This is a genomic window from Arthrobacter sp. 05L417 (assembly GCF_056397865.1).
Window position 1 is genome coordinate 55,954 of sequence record NZ_JBFTOG010000004.1, and the last position, 18,428, is coordinate 74,381.

The following is an 18,428-nucleotide window of genomic DNA, read 5'->3' on the forward strand; positions in this document are numbered from 1 at the left end:
GGCAACAGCTACAGCCCCGGCTGGTCATCGACCGGCCGGGGCTGTAGCCTTTCCTGCGGCTTGGTTCCGGCCAAGGCGTTAGAGTTGTATAGCACGTCAATCACCCTAAGGAGGGGCCGTTGGGACTTTTGGAGACAATCCGGAACCCGCAGGACCTGGCCAAGCTCACCAGTCAGCAGCTGGAGCAGCTTGCAGGCGAGATCAGGACTTTCCTCATCACCAACGTCGCTCAAACGGGTGGTCACCTTGGACCGAACCTTGGCGTGGTGGAACTCACCATGGCCATCCATAAGGTCTTCGATTCGCCCCGTGACAGCATCGTTTTCGATACCGGCCATCAGTCCTACGTCCACAAATTGTTGACCGGCAGGCAGGATTTCAGCACCCTCCGGCAGCAAGGGGGCATGTCCGGCTACCCCGATCGTGCGGAGTCCGAGCACGACATCGTGGAGAGTTCCCACGCGTCCTCTTCCCTGTCCTGGGCCGATGGTATCTCCCGCGCCCGCCAGCTGACCGGTGAGGGCGACCGCTGCGTTGTCGCCGTCGTCGGTGACGGCGCCCTGACGGGCGGCATGGCTTGGGAGGCGATCAACAACATCGCCGCGGACAAACGACGCCGCGTGGTGATCGTCGTCAACGACAACGGGCGCTCCTATGCCCCCACCGTCGGGGGCCTTGCCGACTATCTCGCTTCCCTCCGCCCCACGATCGATTCCTTCCGGGCAGCGCCCACCTACGAGGTGGTGTTGGACTGGTGGAAGAAGAAACTGCAGAGCGGCGGACCTATCGGCCAGTTCACCTACAGGAGCCTTCATGCCATGAAGAAGGGCATCAAGGACTGGTGGGCTCCGCAGGGCATGTTCGAAGACCTGGGCATGAAGTACATCGGCCCTGTCGACGGCCACAACATGCGGGCCCTCGAGCACGCGCTGACTACTGCCCGCAATTACGGCGGCCCCGTGATCGTCCACGCGATGACAGAAAAGGGCCACGGTTACGCACCTGCCCTCGCCAACGAGGCGGACCAGTTCCACGCCGTCGGGATCATCGATCCGGAGACTGGCGAACCCACCGAAGCCGGCGGAGCCCGCTCGTGGACATCGGTGTTCGCCGAGGAAATCGCGGACATCGCCGATGAGCGCGAAGACATCGTAGGTGTCACCGGCGCCATGCTGATCCCCGTCGGACTGCACAAGTTCGCGGAACGGCATCCACAAAGAGTGATCGACGTCGGCATCGCCGAACAGCACGCACTCACTTCGGCCGCAGGCATGGCCTTTGGCGGACTGCACCCGGTCGTGGCCGTTTACGCCACGTTCCTGAACCGTGCCTTCGACCAGCTGCTCATGGACGTCGCTCTGCACAAAGCCGGGGTGACGGTTGTGTTGGACCGCGCCGGCGTGACGGGCCCTGACGGAGCCAGCCACCACGGCATGTGGGACATGGCTATGGTCCAGATTGTGCCGGGGCTGCATCTCGCAGCTCCGCGCGATGCTAGCCGCCTGCGGGAAGAACTCCGCGAGGCGGTTGCCATCGCCGACGCACCAAGCGTGGTGCGCTTCTCCAAAGGCAGCGTGGGAAGCGAGATCGAAGCGATCGAACGGCTTTCCGACGGCGTCGACGTGCTGGCGCGCCGCCCCGAAGGCTCCACGGAGAACGATGTCCTGATTGTCAGCGTCGGCGCGATGTCCGAGCTCGCCCTCGACGTCGCGTCCCGGCTCGGATCCCAAGGCATCAGTTCAACAGTGGTGGATCCGCGGTGGGTCCTGCCTGTACGCAAGTCCATCATTGCCCTCGCCGCCCGGCACCGTTTAGTGATCTGCATCGAAGACGGCGTCCGCGCGGGCGGCGTCGGCTCCCGGATCCGCCAGGAGATGCGCGCGGCCGGCGTGGACACGGCCCTCAACGAGGTGGGGCTTCCGGTCGAATTCCTCGACCATGGAACCAGGAGCCAGGTTCTCGAGCGGGTAGGGCTCACCGCCCAACAGATAACGCACGACGTCGTCGCGCAGGTCCTGGGGACAAAGGTGCCATTCGCGCGGCCCCTGCCAGGACAGGAACATCCCAGCACAGGCAGTCTTCCCACACTGTGAGCGGGGACTCATCGCGGTTGCCGGGAGGACTCCAACCAGGCGACCTGGTGGTTGCCCGAAACCGGAAATGGGATGGCACCGCCCACTGGGTTGTCCCGGGGAGCTATCTCGGCGAAGACATCCACGGCTGGTGGATCTTCCAAGGGCAGGGTGAGTTCTGTTCCCGGCCGGGGGCGGCCTTCTACACCGCGTCCGACGCGGTGCTCATCGTGCCGCGTTCAGGCGAATATGTTGCCACCTTCTACGACGACAGCTACCCGGGGGATTTTCGGATCTACGTCGACCTCGCCACGGCACACGAGTGGAAGATCATCGAGCCTGGTGTGTCCGAATTCCACGTGATTGACATGGATCTCGATGTCATCCGCTCCGTGCACAGGGACGTCTTCATTGACGACGAGGACGAATTCGACGAGCACCGCGCCTCCATGGCTTATCCCGACGGCGTGGTCGAATCCATACGGCACGAATGTGACGAGTTGTTCCGGGCAGTATCCAAAAAACAGGCACCCTTCGACGGCACAGGTCCAAACAGCACCTGCGCGGAGTGGTTCAGAAAAGGACGGGCATGAGCGGCATTATCCGCACCTACAAGCGCGACGACGAAGCGGTCCTGCATTTCCGCGAGGCTTGGTATGACGAGGAATTCAAGCAGTTCGTCATCAACCACGGGGTCGTAGGACACCAGAGCAGCACTGACGAAACCGACGTCGAGGACGAGTCCGCCGTCGAAGGCCTCATGACGGCCTTTGCCGCGCAATGCGAAGAGGACGGCTATGCGGAGATTCCCGAGACTGAGCAGTTTTGGGTTGTCGCGCAGATCGCGCTCAAGACGAAGGACGGCACCGACCGCGACCGCTACCTTGAACGCAAGGCCAAGGCCGCGCTGACGAGCGAACTGGCCTGGCGGGGCCTGGGCACCGTGGATCGTTCCGATATCAGCGATTCGAAGCTCAACATCTTTTGCCTGTGCCCGGACGTCAACAAGGCCGTCAACGCCATCAAGGTGTGCATCAGGGGAGAAGACCTGGACTTCACCAAGCTGAGCATCGCGGCGGCGCCCCATGCCGAACCAACCGCATTCAAAGTGAAACACTCGCCGAAAACCGGTGCGGGCTTTACCCTCTAAGGACTACATCACCGCTTCGAAGGGACACGCATGGCGCCCAAGAGCAACTGGCCCGGACACACTCCGCTGCCCAAGGGTTTGTCCGCTCCGGCACGCAGGGCACTCGCCCACGAGGGGCTGGAGACCTTGGAACAGCTCGCCGAGTTCGGCGAGGGGCGGGTGGCGGCCTTGCACGGCATGGGCCCCAAGGTCATGGCCCAGTTGCACGACGCGATGGAAGAGGCAGGAATCGCCTTCGGATCCTGAGCGGCGGATTGGCCACCGCGGGCGTTGTAGGGTGAAACCATGACTGAATATCGCCGTCTTGGAAATTCCGGATTGACCGTCTCAGTAGTCGGTTTGGGGTGCAACAATCTCGGCCGGGCCAATACGGCCACGGAATCGCAAGAAGGTACCAACGCAGTAGTGCATGCTGCTTTGGATGCCGGCGTGACCCTATTCGACGTTGCAGACGTCTATGGCCGGGAGCCCGGCCTGAGCGAGACCATGCTGGGCGTCGCCCTGAAAGGTCGCAGGGACGACGCGATCGTGGCCACGAAATTCGGCATGGACATGCACGGCGCCAACGGCAACGATTTCGGTTCCCGGGGATCGCGCCGCTACATCATCCAGGCCGCCGAGGCATCGCTGCGCCGCCTCGGCACCGACTGGATTGACCTGTACCAGTACCACACCCCGGACCCTCTCACCCCCGTTGACGAGACCCTCGCAGCCCTCGATGACCTCGTGACAAGCGGCAAGGTCCGGTACATCGGCCATTCCAACCGAGCGGGCTGGCAGATCGCCGAAGCCGAATACGTCGCCCGGATGCAGGGCGGTGCGCGGTTCATTTCGACGCAAAACCACTACAACCTGCTGGACCGTCGCGCGGAACTTGAAGTGCTGCCGGCCGCCCGGGCGTTCGGTCTCGGTGTCCTGCCGTATTTCCCCTTGGCGAACGGCCTCCTGACGGGAAAATACGCTCCAGGCAGCGCCCCGCAAGGATCGCGCCTCAGCCATACGCGGACCAACATGGTCAACGACGCCGACTGGGTCCAGTTGGGCAGGTTCAGCCAATTCGCCAAGGAGCGGGACCTGAACGAACTGCAGCTGGCCTTCTCCTGGCTGGCCGCCCAGCCCGCAGTCAGCAGCGTTATTGCGGGAGCCACCCGCCCTGAGCAAATCGCAGAAAACGCGAAGGCGGTGCGTTGGGTGCCCACGGCTGAAGAACGGGACGAATTGGATGACATCTTCCCGCGTACGCCCAAGGTCGCCCTCTTCTAAGGAGCGTTCCATGAACGCGGAGCAGGCAGAGGCTTCAGGCCGGCGCGAGTCCGTGAGCTTGCTGGTGGACTGCGACACGGGAATCGACGACGCCCTCGCCCTTGCTTATCTGTGCAGCCAGGCGCATGTGGAGCTCGTAGCCGTGAGCAGTACTCCGGGCAACGTCGGGGCGGAGCAGGTTGCACGCAACAACCTATCCCTGCTCGAGTTGTGTGGCCGCCCCGATGTCCCCGTTGCGATCGGTGCGCTGGCGCCGCTGCGGATTCCGCTGACCACGACCCCGGAAACCCACGGGCCCCAAGGTGTCGGCTACGCCGAGCTGCCGGAACCGCACGGACAGGTGAACAACGCCGACGCCGTCGAACTCTGGGTCGAAGCGGTCCGGTCACGGCCGGGGGAGCTGACCGCCCTGCTGACGGCGCCCCTCACCAACTTCGCCCTTGCCCTGCGGGCCGAGCCTCGGCTGCCGGAGCTGCTGCGCGGCGTCGTGATCATGGGTGGCAGCTACTACTACCAGGGCAACACGACGCCCACCGCCGAGTGGAACACGCACGTTGATCCGCACGCAGCCGCCGAGGTGTTTGCGGCGTTCTCCGGCCTTCCCGAGGAACGCCTTCCCGTGGTGTGCGCGCTGGAGACCACGGAACGGATCGAACTGACACCCGAACACGTAGCCGCACTGGCTTCCGCGGCGGGCTGCGCGGAGCCGGAACTTGTCCTTCCGGAGCAGCCGGAGGGGCGGCGCAGCACTGCCTCCAATGAACTCGTTCGGCACCTCAGCGACATGCTGCGCTTCTATTTCGAGTTCCATCGCCACTACGACCAGGGCTATGTGGCGCACATCCACGACTACTTCGCGGCGTCCGTTGCCGCGGGAACCGCCAGGTACAGCACCCGTACGGCGACAGTGCACGTTGAGACAACGGCCCCCAGGCTTATCGGAACCACCGTGGCGGACTTCCGCGGACTGTGGGGCGAGCCGCCCAACGCCCGCATCGTCTCGGAAAACCACCCAAGCGAAGCCTTCGCCGAACTGGTGCGCTCATTGGGCGGCCTTGCCCGGAGCCTGTCGGACACCTGACGGCGGAACGCTATCCGGCCACCGGCTTCGAAGCGATCCCGGGTGCCAGGAAGCGTTTGCCGTTGACACGCTCGGAAGCGCCCACCCGGTCCAAATAGGGTGTGATCCCGCCCAGGAACATCGGCCAGCCAGCTCCGAGGATGACACAGAGGTCAATGTCTTCAGGCCCTGCCACTTCGCCTTCGGACAACATGAGTCCGATTTCCTCAGCCAGGGCGTCCTGCGTGCGACGCAGGACTTCCCCGGCTGTGGACGGCGTGGTGCCGAAGGACATGAGCGCCAACGTCTCCGCCGGGATGACCGGCTTTCCGTCAGGACCAGGAGCCCACAGTGACTTCACCCCGTTGTCGATCAGCTTCTGCAGGTTCTGAGATACCGCAAAACGTTCGCCGAAGGCAGTGTGCAGCGATTCCTGGACGTGCTGGGCGACCGGAAGGCCCACCATCGCGCTGAGGGTGAACGGACTCATCGGCAGGGCCATGGGGCGCAGCGCCGAATCGGCGACTTCCGCCGGCGTCCCTTCGTCGAACGCGGCAATGACTTCGCCCATGAGCCGCAGCAGGATCCGGTTGACGACGAAGGCGGCCGCGTCCTTGACCAGCACGGCTGTCTTCTTCAATCCCTTGGCGAGCTCGAAGGCGGTGGCCAGCACGCCGTCGTCGGTCTTCGGGGCACGCACGATCTCAAGGAGCGGCATGACAGCAACCGGGTTGAAGAAGTGGAAACCGACCAGGCGTTCCGGGTGCTGCAGATCCTCAGCCATCGCGGTTACGGAGAGCGAGGACGTGTTGGTTGCGAGGATGCATTCGGGGGAGACAATGGCCTCCACTTCAGCGAAGACCTGCTTCTTGACGTTGAGTTCTTCGAACACGGCTTCAATGACGAAGTCGGCGTCGGCGAATGCCTCTTTGGAGACGGAGCCGCTGACCAAGGCCTTGGTCCTGTTCGCGGCGTCGGAACTGATCCGCTTCTTGCCGAGCAGCTTGTCCACCTCCGCATGGACGTAGGCGACTCCCTTGTCCACGCGCTCCTGGTCGATGTCCGTCAGGACCACGGGCACTTTGAGCTGGCGCGCGAACAGCAGGGCGAGCTGGCTCGCCATCAGGCCGGCACCGACGACGCCGATCTTCGTCACCGGACGCGCGAGCTTGCGGTCGGGCGCACCGGCAGGCCGCTTGGAGCGCTTCTGCACGAGGTCCAGGAAGGCGTAGACGGTGGAACGGAACTCGTCCGTCTGCATCAACTCTGCGAGCGTCTCGCATTCCAAGGCCGCGGATTCCGCCTTGCCCATGGTCCGGTTGGCCTCGAGGATATCCAGCACCTTGGCCGGAGCCGGTGATGCGTTTGAGGTTTTGGCTTCCACGAACGCACGACCTGCTGCCACGGCGCCGGCCCAGCGTTCGGCAACGGCGGGATCCTCCGGGTCCACGGAGTTGCTCCGCTCCGGGACGGTCTCGCCCGCGATCACTTTCGCGGCCCAGGCAATGGACTGCTCCACGAAGTCCGCTGGTTCGAAGATCGCGTCGGCGATGCCGAGCTGGAAAGCCTGGGGACCGGTGAGCGTGCGGTTGTTGCTCAGCGGATTCTCGATCATGACCTTGACGGCGTTTTCCGGGCCGATGAGTCGCGGCAGGATGTAGACGCCGCCCCAACCGGGGACGAGCCCGATGAAGGCTTCCGGCAAGGCGAGGGCGCCGGCGCGCGTGGAGACCGTGCGGTACGTGGACTGGAGGGCGATTTCGAGGCCACCACCGAGCGCGAGGCCGTTGATGAAGGCGAAGCTGGGAACACCCAGATCGGCCAGCGTCGCGTAGACGTCGTGGCCCAGTTGCGCCATCCACAGCCCGTGTTCGCGCTCTTCGAGGCGCTTGACCGCCGAGAGATCCGCTCCGGCCACCAGGAAATACGGCTTGCCAGTGACACCGACACCGACGATCTCGCCGCGCGCGCAGCGAACCTTCAGGCCTTCAAGCGCCGTCCCCAGCTCGACAAGGGTATTGGGTCCAAGGGTGGTGGGCTTGGTGTGGTCCAGTCCGTTGTCCAAGGTGATCAGGGCAAACGTTCCGGCGTTGCCGGGGAGTTCGATGTCCTGGACATAGGAATGGGTCACTGTCTCGTCCGGGAACAGTCCGGCCAGTTTCTGGAATTCGGCGGCGCTCATGCTGCGGCTCCCTTGCTCTCGGTGTCGACGGCGGTCTCGGTCTCGCTGTTGTAGCTGCTGTGGCTGTTGTAGTTGGTGTAGTCCACGTGACGCGGGTTCTCCCAGATCACTGTGGCGCCCATTCCCAAGCCAATGCACATCGTGGTGATGCCGTACCGGACTGACGGGTCTTCTTCGAACTGGCGGGCCAGTTGGTTCATGAGCCGCACGCCGGACGAGGCGAGGGGATGCCCGACGGCGATTGCCCCGCCGTAGCGGTTGACGCGCGGGTCGTCGTCGGCGATTCCGAAGTGGTCCAGGAAACTCAGGACCTGAACGGCGAAGGCCTCGTTGATCTCGAAGAGGCCGATGTCCTCGATGCCGAGTCCGGCGTTCTTGAGGGCCTTCTCGGTGGCCGGGACCGGTCCGATGCCCATGACTTCGGGTTCGACGCCTGCGAAGGCATAGGAGACCAGGCGCATCTTCACGGACAAGCCGAGCTCCTCGGCGGCGTCCGCGGAAGCCAGGACTGCCGCCGTCGCGCCGTCGTTCAAGCCGGCGGCGTTGCCCGCGGTGACGCGGCCGTGGGCCCTGAACGGCGTGCGGAGCTCCGCGAGGTCATCTACCGTGGTGCCGGGGCGTGGCGGCTCGTCGATGGTGTTCACTGTCCAGCCTTGTCCGGGCTTCATGGTGGCGACCGGGACCAAGTCGGGCTGGATCTGGCCCTTGCCGTAGGCGGCAGCAAGCTTTGCCTGCGACGCCGCGGCGTAGGTATCCGTCCGCTCCTTGGTGATCGACGGGAAACGGTCGTGCAGGTTCTCGGCGGTGTTGCCCATGTTCAGGGCGGCCGGATCCACGATCCGCTCGGACATGAACCTCGGGTTGGGATCCGCACCGGCGCCCATGGGGTGGTTGCCCATGTGCTCCACACCGCCGGCAATCACGACGTCGTACGCGCCGAAACCGATGCCGCTCGCCGTCGTCGTGACCGCGGTCATTGCTCCGGCACACATGCGGTCGATCGCGAAGCCCGGTACGGTGCGGGGGAGGCCGGCCAGGAGGGCCGCGGTGCGGCCGATGGTCAAGCCTTGGTCGCCGGTCTGCGTCGTGGCGGCGATGGCAACTTCGTCAACGCGTTCGGCGGGCAGTCTAGGGTTGCGGCGCATCAGTTCGCGGATGCACTTGACCACGAGGTCGTCGGCACGTGTGCCCGCGTAGATCCCCTTTTCGCCCGCTTTGCCGAACGGCGTCCGGACACCGTCCACGAAGACGACGTCGCGGACTGCCCGCGGCTTGGCGCTGTTCCCGGTTTGGCTCATGTGTGGCTCCTCGTTGAGACATGGATGCCGGACAGCCCTCACAGGGGAAGCCGGTGTCATTTACGGCCATGTTACTCGCCGGTAACTTAGCGCGCAAGGAGATCAATACCGATCCTCGCTCACATATATCCGTCTCCCGTCGGACCCTCGCTCACATATGACGGGTTTCCGGCGGACCCTCGCTCACATGTGACGGGTTTCCGGCGGCCCCTCGCTCACATCACTAGGGAATCCACTTGGAAAAGTCCCAGATGTGGGGAGCGAGGATGTGGGGAGCGAGCGTCGGGCCGGGAGGGCTTGTTTGTGAGCGAGGGTCGGGCCGGGAGGGCTTGTTTGTGAGGGAGGGTCGGGCCGGGAGGGCTTGTTTGTGAGCGAGGGTCTCAAGGGGAGGCGGGAACCTCCTGCTAGGGGGTCGGGGCCTGTTCCTTGGAAGCCGGGTTCCTTGGCTCTTTGGGTTCCTTGGGCGGCAGTGGTTGCGGATTCAGTGACGCCTCGGCCAGGATCGGCGCCGTGATGGCGATTTGCCACTCGCGGGCGCCGAGCGCGCGCAGCTCCTCCGATACGGACTCCACGGTGATCTCCGACGGCGGGCGCCACAGCACGCGCCTCATGTAATCCGGAGTGAGGAGGTTCTCCACGGGAAGTTTGAGCCCATCGGCCGCCTCTTGAAGCCGGGGCCGGGCAGTCCCCAGGCGCGCCGCGGCTTCGGGATCGCGGTCTGTCCAGACGCGCGGCGGCGGGGGAGCGTTGGTTGGAAGATGCAGCGGTGGAAGGTCTTCGGTGTTCCGCGCGGCGGCAATGCAGCGAAGCCAGCGTGGTGCTTCGCGCTGCGCGGCCCGACCGTGGAAACCTTTGGTGGCCAGGAGCTGCGGAACGGTGGTGGGCATGGCCTTGGCGGCTGCGACCAAGGCGGAATCGGGAATGAGGCGGCTGGGAGCAACATCGCGTTTCCGCGCGAGCTGATCGCGTTCGTACCAAAGCTCGCGCACAGCGGCCAGCTGCCGGCGGTCACGGATCTGGTGCAGTCCGGAGGTCTTTCGCCACGGGTCCACCCGCGGGGCTGGAAGTCCTGCTCCGAGGATGCCGGCGAATTCCTGTTCGGCAAATTCAAGCTTGCCGTCCGCTTCCAGGAGCTCGATGAGTTCTTCCCGCAGTTCGGCGAGCACCTCGACGTCGAGGGCCGCGTACCGCAGCCAGGGTTCGGGGAGGGGCCGGGTGGACCAGTCGGCGGCCGAGTGTTCCTTGGCGAGGCCGAAGCCCAGGAGTTGCTCGATGACGGCTGCCAGGCCTACGCGGGGCAGCCCGGCAAGGCGTGCGGCCAGCTCGGTGTCGAAGAGCTTGTCGGGCCACATGCCAAGCTCGGCCAGGCAGGGAAGATCTTGCGTCGCGGCGTGCAGGATCCACTCGACGCCGCGCAGCGCCTCATTGATGATTTTCAGGTCATCGAAGGGCTCGGGGTCGATCAGCCAGGTGCCTGCTCCGTCGCGCCTGATCTGCACCAGGAAGGCACGTTGCCCGTAGCGGAAGCCGGAGGCGCGTTCGGCGTCGACCCCGGCGGGGCCGGATCCGGCGGCGATGGCAGCGGCGCAACGCTCCAAGCCGGCCATGGTGTCGATGACAAGGGGCACGCCCTCGCGTGGGGCATCCAGATCGATGATCTCGGGTATCCGGCCCTCAAAGCCGTCTACCGTGATGTGTGGTGTGGGATCAGCAGCCGGAGCGCCGGCTGTGGTGGGTTCCAGATTTTCAGGGGTCATGGTGCCTTCAGTTTACCGACTCTGTGCTCGGCCGGTCCGGCCAGGGGCTCCAGCGGACTACAAACGGCCTTCATGTGAGCCGCCGGTTCGGCAGGGGCGTGACGCCGGGAGGCAGGGGAGGGAGGCCAGCGAACGTGCAGACCATGTCGCACCATGCCTCCAGATGTGCCTGGGCATCGGAGGAGCCAGGTGTCCATGAGGCGCGGAGTTCGATGTCGATGGTTTCCGGTCTTTCGGCCAACGTCCCGAAGCTCTCGGACAGGATGCGTGTGGCCGTTCCGCCGGCCGCGCGGTACTGGGCCGAATGGTTCTCCAGGGCGTCCACGAGCCATGTCCAGGCCACCGAACCGAGCATGGCATCGTTGCCCATGTCGGCGTCCAGCTGGGCCCTGATATAGGTGACGATCCGGAATTCCCCGTCCCATACTGCAGAGCCGTCGGGGTCGTGGAGCAAGATGAACCTGCCTGTTGCGAGTTCATCGTCTTCATCATCGGCCGTACCGGGAGTGTTCTCGCTGGAAAATGCCATGGCCGCGGGGCCATGGACAGGGGTCCGGCCGGGACGGGTGGACCGGCTGAAGACCTCTGCTCCCAGGGCCACGGCGTAGGGGGCCAACCGGGAGGGTGCCGGAATTTCCGCGAGCCGCAGCTCGCTCCGGCACTTTGCTTTTCGTAGCGTTCCCAACGCATGCAAGAAATCCGGGGGAACCTGTGCGAGTGCGTTCACCTTCGCAGATTATGTGTCAGGGGCGGCGAAACCTTGAAGCCACGCCGCCCCGTCCCGTTGCCTATGCGGACGCCAGTTCGCGCTTGATTGCGGCAACGAAGGAATCGATGTCCTCTTCCGTGGTATCGAAGGAACACATCCAACGCACCTCGCGGTTCGCTTCGTTCCAGTCGTAGAACTTGAAGGAGGAGCGGAGGCGATCGGCGACGCCGGCGGGGAGTACCGCGAAGACGCCGTTGGACTCCGTGGCCTGCGTAGGCTCCACGCCCTCGATGGAGTCGACCGCCGCACGCAGCCGCGAGGCCATGGCGTTTGCGTGTTCCGCCGAGCGCAGCCACAGCCCGGACTCAAGAAGCGCGATGAACTGGGCCGAAATGAAGCGCATCTTGGAGGCCAGCTGCATGTTCATCTTGCGCAGGAACTTCAGCCCGTGGGCGGCCTCGGGATTCAGGGCGACGACTACTTCGCCGAACAGCAGCCCGTTCTTGGTGCCGCCGAAGGACAAGATGTCGACGCCGGCGTCGCAGGTGAATGTCCGCAAGGGCACGCCAAGGTGGGCGGCGGCATTGGCGAGCCGGGCGCCGTCCATGTGCAGTTTCATGCCCTTGGCATGGATGTGGTCGGCGATCGCCCGGATTTCTTCCGGCGTGTAGCACGTGCCGAGTTCCGTGGTCTGCGTGATGGAGACGGCGAGGGGCTGCGCACGGTGTTCGTCGCCCCAGCCCCAGGCTTCGCGGTCGATCAATTCCGGAGTCAGCTTGCCGTCCGGCGTCGGGACTTGGAGGAGCTTGATGCCGCCGATCCGCTCCGGCGCGCCGTTCTCGTCCATGTTGATGTGGGCGGTCGAGGCGCAGATGACTGCACCCCAGCGTGGCAGCAGCGACTGCAGGGACAACACATTGGCACCAGTGCCGTTGAAGACGGGGAAGCACTCGATGCCTGCGCCGAAGTGCTGCTCCATGACTTCCTGGAGCCGTTCCGTGTACTGGTCCTCCCCGTAAGAGACCTGGTGGCCGCCATTGGCTGCGGCCAGGGCCGCCAGGATTTCAGGGTGGACGCCGGAGTAGTTGTCCGAGGCGAAACCGCGGACGGAGGGATCGTGGAGGCGCCCAACGGCTTCCGTGTCGAGGGCAGCCGGGAATTCTTCTGTAGTGCTCGTCACTTGTTCATTCACGCTTTCAGTCTATTTGGCCAGGAGGAGGCGCTGTCCGTTCAGTTCCGATGCGGGCTGGTCGAAGAGCCCGACGGCGGCCGCCGCCAAGTCCTCGACGTCCGTGTATCCGGGGAATTTCCGCTCGGGGTGTTCCCTCCGCATCGCCGCGTCCAGGAGCGACTTGACCACAAAGACGACGGCTGCGCTGTGCTGCTCCGTGGGTTCGTCCTTGTTTCCTGATTGATCGCGGCGGAAGCCGTCAGCCACGGCCAGGGTCCAGGTTTCCGCGGCAGCCTTGGCCGCCGCGTAGGTGGCGGCCCCGGCGGTAGGTGCGGCGACCGCCGTCGAACTCACCATGGCGAATCGTCCCTTGGGGGAGGACGCGAGATCCTTGTAGAAGATCCTGGAGACGTTTCTCAGGGTGGTGATGGCGCTTTGCTCAAGGGCGGCCCAGTCTTCGTCCGGCTGGTCTTCGATTCCCTTGGCGCCGCGCCACCCTCCCACCAGGTGGATCACGCCGTCGACCCTTTCCGTGCTCGCGTGGATCTCCGAGGCGAGTTCGCGCACGGACTCCAGGCGGGAAAGATCGCACACCAGGGGAGTGACGTCGCTGCCCGCTTCGGCCGCCGCGGCTCCGATGCGGGCCTCGTTCGAGCCGATCGTGAAGACCCGGTGCCCGGCCTGGGCCAAGGCGCGGGCCACAGCGATGCCGGAGGAGTTGCTGCCACCGGTGACGACGACAGTCAGCGGCTCGCCGGTCATGAGGCTTCGGACTGCCCGGTGATACCGGTGGTTGATTCGATGATCGGACGCATTTTCTTCTCCAGTGCTTCGTAGAACATGGACAGGGGGAATTCGTCGTCGAGGACCTGGTCGGTGAGGCCGCGGGGCGGCCCATCGAGCGGCAGTGCCTCTGGGCCCTTCGCCCAGACCGATGCCGGGTGGGGAGTGACCGTACCGGAAATGAGCTTATACGCTGCGAGCCAGTGGGCGGCTTTGGGGCGGTCGATGGAGCGCCAGTACAGTTCTTCGATCCGGGCACCGAGCTCGATGACGACGTCGGCGGCCTCGTCCCAGTCGATGCTGAGCTTGCTGTCGGTCCAGTGCAGGACGTGGTGCTGGTGCATCCAGGCGAAGAGGAGCTGGCCGCCCAGGCCGTCGTAGTTGCGGACCCGGTTGCCAGTGATCGCGAAGCGGAAGATGCGGTCGAAGATGACGGCGTACTGGACGAGCTTCGCGTGGCGCCGCGCGTCGGGGGAAGCGTCCTCATCCTTCTCGATCCGGACGGATTCGCGGAAAGCTGTCAGGTCGCAGCGGAGTTCTTCGAGCGAATAGAGGAAGAACGGCATCCGCTGCTTGATCATGAACGGATCGAAGGGAAGGTCGCCGCGCATGTGGGTGCGGTCATGGATCAGGTCCCACATGACGAACGTCCGCTGCGTGAGTTCCTGGTCGTCCAGCAGCTCGGCGGCGTCTGCGGGCAGCTCAAGGGACGTCGTTGCAGCGGCTGCTTTGAGGACGCGGCGGAAGCGTGCGGCCTCGCGGTCGGCGAAGATGGCGCCCCACGTGAAGGCAGGCGTTTCCCGCACTGCGACGGTCTCGGGAAAGAGCACGGCCGAATTGGTGTCGTACCCGGGGGTGAAGTCCAGGAAACGGATGGGCACGAACAGCTTGTTGGAGTAGTCGCCGGCTTCCAACGCGCCGATGAACTCGGGCCAGATCACCTCGATCAGGACCGCTTCCACAAGACGGCTCGTGCTTCCGTTCTGGGTGTACATGGGGAACACCACGAGGTGCTGGAGCCCGTCTTCGCGGTGTTCCTGCGGCTGGAAGGCCAGCAGCGAGTCGAGGAAGTCCGGGATCCCGAAGCCGCCGCCGGCCCAACGTCCGAAGTCCTCGACCAGGAGTTCAAGATAGGGAGCGTCGTGCGGGAACGCAGGAGCCAGGCTCTTGATGGCCTCCATGATGGTGGATGTGTATGCCCGGGCAGCCTCGTGGTGGAGGGAATCCTGGATGGAACCGTCCTGGCCTTGGAAGGCCTGGAGGGCAGTGGCCGCAGCCTTCAGGGAGATCCAGTCCTGATTGTCCGACGTGATGCGCGGACGGGTGGTGCTAACGGTGGTGGTCATCGTTGACGGTGCCTTTCCTCAAGAATCATTGTTCTGAGGTGAGCGTAACAAGCGGCCAGAGTCGCTAACTCAAAAGTGGCTCGAGCATAAGAAACTCTTGTGCAAGTGGTTCCGGCAGCCCCCGGAAGATCCAGCCCGGGGAGGGCTGGCCGTGGGGGACTGCCGGTGGCTTGGCGTTACTGCCCGGCCGCGGACTCGACAAGCTTGAGCGAAACGGAGTTTATGCAATAGCGCTGGTCAGTAGGTGTGCCGTAGCCCTCACCCTCGAATACGTGTCCCAAGTGCGAATCGCAATTGGCGCAGCGGACCTCCACCCGTTCCATTCCCAAAGTGCGGTCATGCAGGTAACGGACGGTGCCTTCAGCAAGCGGTGCCCAGAAGGACGGCCAGCCGCAATGCGAATCGAATTTCTCGTTGCTGGTGAAAAGCTCTGCGCCACATGCCCGGCACTGGTACACGCCTGCTGTATGGGTGTCCCAATACTCACCCGTGTACGGGCGTTCCGTTCCGGCCTGGCGAAGGACCCTGAACTCCTCCGGGGTAAGCTCCTCGCGCCACTCCGCGTCCGTTTTCTCCACGCATTGCCCGTCCTTCGGGACATCTTGGTGGGGAACCCCGGCCAGGGGGTCTGCGGCCTGGAAGTACTTCTTGTTGTCTGCAGTGCTCATGCTCTCTCAACGCTCACGAGTCGCCGATAAATCCCGAGCCCGCATAGAGATGCAGCACGGGCAACCCCAACTGGTCCTGGGCCTTGTTCGCCCAGTCTGTATGGAAGGTGTCGGCAATCGCATGCGGGCGGGTGACCACTACGGCCTGTGCCGCATTGAGTTCCTTGACCTTGGACACCAAGCCGGCCACGGCACCGCCGTCGACGATTTCACCTGTGACTCCGCCACCCAGCCCATCCAAGGCCGTGAGGGACGCTGACAGGGCCTCTGCAGCCTGGGCCCGCTCCGACTGGGGATCCGGTGCCTCTGCGATCAGATCCCGGAATGCCTTGGCTACTTCAAGCATCGAGAGGTTCTCAAGGAAGTCCACCAGCAAGTGCCGTTCGGTGTTCGCGGGCACCAGCACCACCAAGGGCGAGTCTCCGCCGTCGAGCAGTTTGGCAATATTGACGCGGTCGTCCGGGCCGAGAGGCTCTTCGGTAAGGATGACGATTGGATCACTCATGGCTACAGCGTAGACCTGAGCCGCGCCGGGTGGCATGGTTTGGCGCGGCAATTCTGTTCTTGCCGTCCCGCGGCCTCGCGGGAGGAAACACCGTGGAGGGCGCTGTTCAGAACACGGCCCCGCAACCGGGAGAATGGTCACATGGCATCCATGACCCGAGCTGCGCCAACCGTTGAGAACGGTGCGAAAATGTCCGCCCGCGCCAAATGGGCCGTTGCGGGGATCGTTGCCGGAAGCAGCATTGCCGGCTTGCTGGGCGCAGGGTCATCTGCGCTCGCAGCCTATTTCGCCCGGCGCGTCATTACCCCCTCAGTGCGCGAGGCCGACCAGGAAGTGTTGGCGGTGGTGCGTGGTGACAATGGTCTTCAGGTCATCCTCGCAGCCACCCCGGACACCACCATCGACGGCGTGTTCAGCCTCTACTTCGCGGGCGGGACAGGGTTCGCACGGATTGGGCGGATCGTGTCCTATTCGCCCGCGGAACGGACGGTGCAGCGCGAGGTCGAGGAAGTCTACAGCGGTGATCTGGCAACGGCCCGGCGCGCATGGTGGAGCGGCGCCGTCTACGACTCCCCGGCGGCGCTTGGCCTGGATTCGGAAGACATACAGATCGACGTCGAGGGTGGCAAGGCGCCTGCGTGGCTCATTCCGTCCGGCACGGGGAAGCCCGCGAAGGTGTGGGCGATCATGGTCCACGGCCGCGGTGCCACCCGCCTCGAAGGCTTGCGGGCAGTTCACACTGCGCGCGAACTCGGACTCGACAGCCTGCTGGTTTCCTACCGGAACGACGGCCTTGCGCCGTCTGCCCCCGACGGGCGTTACGGGCTGGGGTCCACCGAATGGCACGACGTCGACGCGGCCATTGAGTACGCGCTCGCCCATGGCGCCCACGAGGTGGTCCTCTTCGGATGGTCGATGGGCGGGGCGATCTGCCTGCAGACGGCCGATCTTTCGCACCACCGCCATGTGATCAGGGCCATGGTCCTGGACGCCCCGGTGATCAACTGGGTCAACGTCCTGGCACACCATGCCCAGATCAACAGGATTCCCTACGCGGTGGGCCGCTATGGACAGTTGATGTTGGGGCACCCGTTGGGCCGGCGCCTCACCGGCCTGGCCGCTCCCGTCGACTTGAAGGCCATGGACTGGGATACCCGCGCCGTTGAACTGCGGACCCCGACGCTGGTGATCCACAGCGTGGATGATGAGTACGTTCCCTACGAACCCTCCGCCAGCCTCGCCGAAAAGAATCCGGAAATGGTCACCTTTGAGCCTTTCGAAGGCGCGCGCCACACGAAGGAGTGGAACGTGGACCCGCAGAAGTGGGAGCGGCTGGTGCGCTCATGGCTCGCTCCGCGCCTCGCGCCCCGCGGCGGGCCTGCGTCGGCCTGAGAGCCTTCGTGCCTGCGCTGCTCCCGGGGCTTGCTAGGAGCTCCCGATCGGCGCAGTCCGGGCGTTCGTGAGCCGGATGAGGTCCGCGGGGTCCAGTTCAATGTCCAAGCCGCGCCGTCCACCGGAAACAAGGACTGTTCCGAAGGCCAGGGCCGATTCGTCAAGGACGGTAGGCGATGCCTGGCGTTGCCCCAGCGGGGAAATACCGCCCAGGACGTAGCCGGTGCGTCGCTCGGCCGTTTTAGGATCGGCCATGGTGGCCTTCTTCGATCCGAGGGCCGCTGCGATTGCTTTGAGGTCCAGGGTGCCACTCACCGGAACGATGCCCACGGCGAGTTTGCCTTCAATGTCCACCATCAAGGTCTTGAACACCCGGTCGGGATCGATACCCAGGACCTCGGCCGCCTCAAGCCCGTAGCTGGCTGCCGAAGGATCATGCGCGTACGGGTGCAGGGTGAACGGAACGCCGGCCGCAGCCAGTACGGCTGTGGCCGGCGTTCCCTGTGAAGCCTGTTTCTTGGCCATTCCCGGTATCCCGGATCAGGACAACAAGCGGTCCGCTGCGGCGACCTTGCGCTTGATCCGCCCCAGCATGGCCGTCATGCCGCGCATGCGCAACGGCGTGATTGCCCGGGTGAGGCCCAGCAGTTCCGGCATGTCATCCGGAACAGCCAGGATCTCTGCGGCAGTCAGCCCATCCAGGCCTTCGTGCAGAACCCCCGCGAACCCGCGCGTGGTGGGCGCCTCCGGCGGTGCCTTGAAGAACAAACGGTAGGCGACGCCGTCGGGGTTCTTTTCCTGCTCTATGGTCAGGAACAGCGGCGACTGGCACTCCACCACTTGCTCCAGGAGTTCAGGGTGGTCCAGCAGCCGTTCCGGCAAGCCCGGGAGCCCGCGCGAGAACTCAAGCAACAGCTGAAGGCGATCGGGCTCGGTCAACGCCTGGAAGTCATCGACAATTTCCGCCAATGCGGCGGGCAAAGTATTGGTACTCATCACTTCCAGCTTACGCAAGTCCGGGCCGCTCTGGCCCCCGTTGCTTCAATATGGCAAAGCCAATATGGCAAGGCAC

At 64.7% G+C, this 18,428-nt stretch carries 18 protein-coding genes; 7 read left to right on the plus strand and 11 right to left on the minus strand.

Features of this window, described 5'->3' with window-relative positions; genetic code table 11:
• The first annotated feature begins 119 nt into the window (after positions 1–119).
• From dxs to AC1DJW_RS05340, 6 genes are read left to right on the plus strand one after another with little or no spacing between them, the layout of a single operon-like run.
• On the plus strand, positions 120–2,093 hold the full coding sequence (dxs, locus tag AC1DJW_RS05315; RefSeq protein WP_284752031.1) for a 1-deoxy-D-xylulose-5-phosphate synthase: 1,974 nt from the start codon (positions 120–122) through the stop codon (positions 2,091–2,093).
• A complete protein-coding gene (locus tag AC1DJW_RS05320) occupies positions 2,090–2,665 on the plus strand; it encodes a DUF402 domain-containing protein (RefSeq protein ID WP_476900878.1) in 576 nt (191 codons plus the stop codon). Before dxs ends, AC1DJW_RS05320 begins: the two co-directional genes overlap by 4 nt.
• A complete protein-coding gene (locus AC1DJW_RS05325; RefSeq protein ID WP_476900879.1) occupies positions 2,662–3,222 on the plus strand; it encodes a hypothetical protein in 561 nt (186 codons plus the stop codon). The genes AC1DJW_RS05320 and AC1DJW_RS05325 overlap by 4 nt, the downstream gene beginning before the upstream one ends.
• Before the next feature lie 30 nt (positions 3,223–3,252).
• On the plus strand, positions 3,253–3,468 hold the full coding sequence (locus AC1DJW_RS05330) for a helix-hairpin-helix domain-containing protein (RefSeq protein ID WP_028266791.1): 216 nt from the start codon (positions 3,253–3,255) through the stop codon (positions 3,466–3,468).
• A 39-nt stretch (positions 3,469–3,507) separates the two neighbouring features.
• The gene (locus tag AC1DJW_RS05335; protein WP_390282422.1) at positions 3,508–4,485 is read left to right on the plus strand and encodes an aldo/keto reductase; all 978 of its coding nucleotides are present in this window, start codon (positions 3,508–3,510) and stop codon (positions 4,483–4,485) included.
• A 10-nt stretch (positions 4,486–4,495) separates the two neighbouring features.
• The gene (locus tag AC1DJW_RS05340; protein WP_476900880.1) at positions 4,496–5,566 is read left to right on the plus strand and encodes a nucleoside hydrolase; all 1,071 of its coding nucleotides are present in this window, start codon (positions 4,496–4,498) and stop codon (positions 5,564–5,566) included.
• Between the two features lie 10 nt (positions 5,567–5,576).
• On the opposite strand, the gene AC1DJW_RS05345 is transcribed toward AC1DJW_RS05340, so the two are convergent.
• The 9 genes from AC1DJW_RS05345 to AC1DJW_RS05385 all read right to left on the minus strand — a co-directional run bounded on the left by AC1DJW_RS05345 (position 5,577) and on the right by AC1DJW_RS05385 (position 15,964).
• The gene (locus AC1DJW_RS05345) at positions 5,577–7,727 is read right to left on the minus strand and encodes a 3-hydroxyacyl-CoA dehydrogenase NAD-binding domain-containing protein (protein ID WP_476900881.1); all 2,151 of its coding nucleotides are present in this window, start codon (positions 7,725–7,727) and stop codon (positions 5,577–5,579) included.
• Entirely contained in the window at positions 7,724–9,025 is a 1,302-nt protein-coding gene (locus AC1DJW_RS05350; RefSeq protein WP_476900882.1) for a thiolase family protein, read from the minus strand. The genes AC1DJW_RS05345 and AC1DJW_RS05350 overlap by 4 nt, the downstream gene beginning before the upstream one ends.
• Positions 9,026–9,429: 404 nt before the next feature.
• Entirely contained in the window at positions 9,430–10,782 is a 1,353-nt protein-coding gene (locus AC1DJW_RS05355) for an HRDC domain-containing protein (protein ID WP_476900883.1), read from the minus strand.
• A 70-nt stretch (positions 10,783–10,852) separates the two neighbouring features.
• A complete protein-coding gene (locus AC1DJW_RS05360) occupies positions 10,853–11,509 on the minus strand; it encodes a DUF3000 domain-containing protein (RefSeq protein WP_390282427.1) in 657 nt (218 codons plus the stop codon).
• Between the two features lie 61 nt (positions 11,510–11,570).
• Positions 11,571–12,683 carry a threonine aldolase family protein gene (locus tag AC1DJW_RS05365; protein WP_476900884.1) on the minus strand — a complete coding sequence of 371 codons (1,113 nt, stop codon included), beginning with the start codon at positions 12,681–12,683 and terminating at the stop codon, positions 11,571–11,573.
• Between the two features lie 9 nt (positions 12,684–12,692).
• On the minus strand, positions 12,693–13,424 hold the full coding sequence (locus AC1DJW_RS05370; RefSeq protein WP_390282429.1) for an SDR family oxidoreductase: 732 nt from the start codon (positions 13,422–13,424) through the stop codon (positions 12,693–12,695).
• Positions 13,421–14,791, minus strand: a complete 1,371-nt coding sequence (locus tag AC1DJW_RS05375; RefSeq protein WP_459341048.1) for a DUF6421 family protein — start codon at positions 14,789–14,791, stop codon at positions 13,421–13,423. The genes AC1DJW_RS05370 and AC1DJW_RS05375 overlap by 4 nt, the downstream gene beginning before the upstream one ends.
• Before the next feature lie 176 nt (positions 14,792–14,967).
• Positions 14,968–15,459 (minus strand): peptide-methionine (R)-S-oxide reductase MsrB, encoded by a 492-nt coding sequence (gene msrB / locus AC1DJW_RS05380; RefSeq protein ID WP_284752042.1) that lies wholly within the window; start codon positions 15,457–15,459, stop codon positions 14,968–14,970.
• A 13-nt stretch (positions 15,460–15,472) separates the two neighbouring features.
• Positions 15,473–15,964 (minus strand): hypothetical protein, encoded by a 492-nt coding sequence (locus AC1DJW_RS05385; protein ID WP_284752043.1) that lies wholly within the window; start codon positions 15,962–15,964, stop codon positions 15,473–15,475.
• A 150-nt stretch (positions 15,965–16,114) separates the two neighbouring features.
• Between AC1DJW_RS05385 and AC1DJW_RS05390 the strand changes: the two genes are divergently transcribed.
• Positions 16,115–17,356 (plus strand): alpha/beta hydrolase family protein, encoded by a 1,242-nt coding sequence (locus AC1DJW_RS05390; RefSeq protein WP_459341070.1) that lies wholly within the window; start codon positions 16,115–16,117, stop codon positions 17,354–17,356.
• A 33-nt stretch (positions 17,357–17,389) separates the two neighbouring features.
• On the opposite strand, the gene ybaK is transcribed toward AC1DJW_RS05390, so the two are convergent.
• The gene (ybaK, locus tag AC1DJW_RS05395; RefSeq protein WP_390282431.1) at positions 17,390–17,881 is read right to left on the minus strand and encodes a Cys-tRNA(Pro) deacylase; all 492 of its coding nucleotides are present in this window, start codon (positions 17,879–17,881) and stop codon (positions 17,390–17,392) included.
• A 15-nt stretch (positions 17,882–17,896) separates the two neighbouring features.
• Positions 17,897–18,352, minus strand: a complete 456-nt coding sequence (locus tag AC1DJW_RS05400; protein ID WP_284752046.1) for a SufE family protein — start codon at positions 18,350–18,352, stop codon at positions 17,897–17,899.
• Positions 18,353–18,428: the final 76 nt, after the last annotated feature.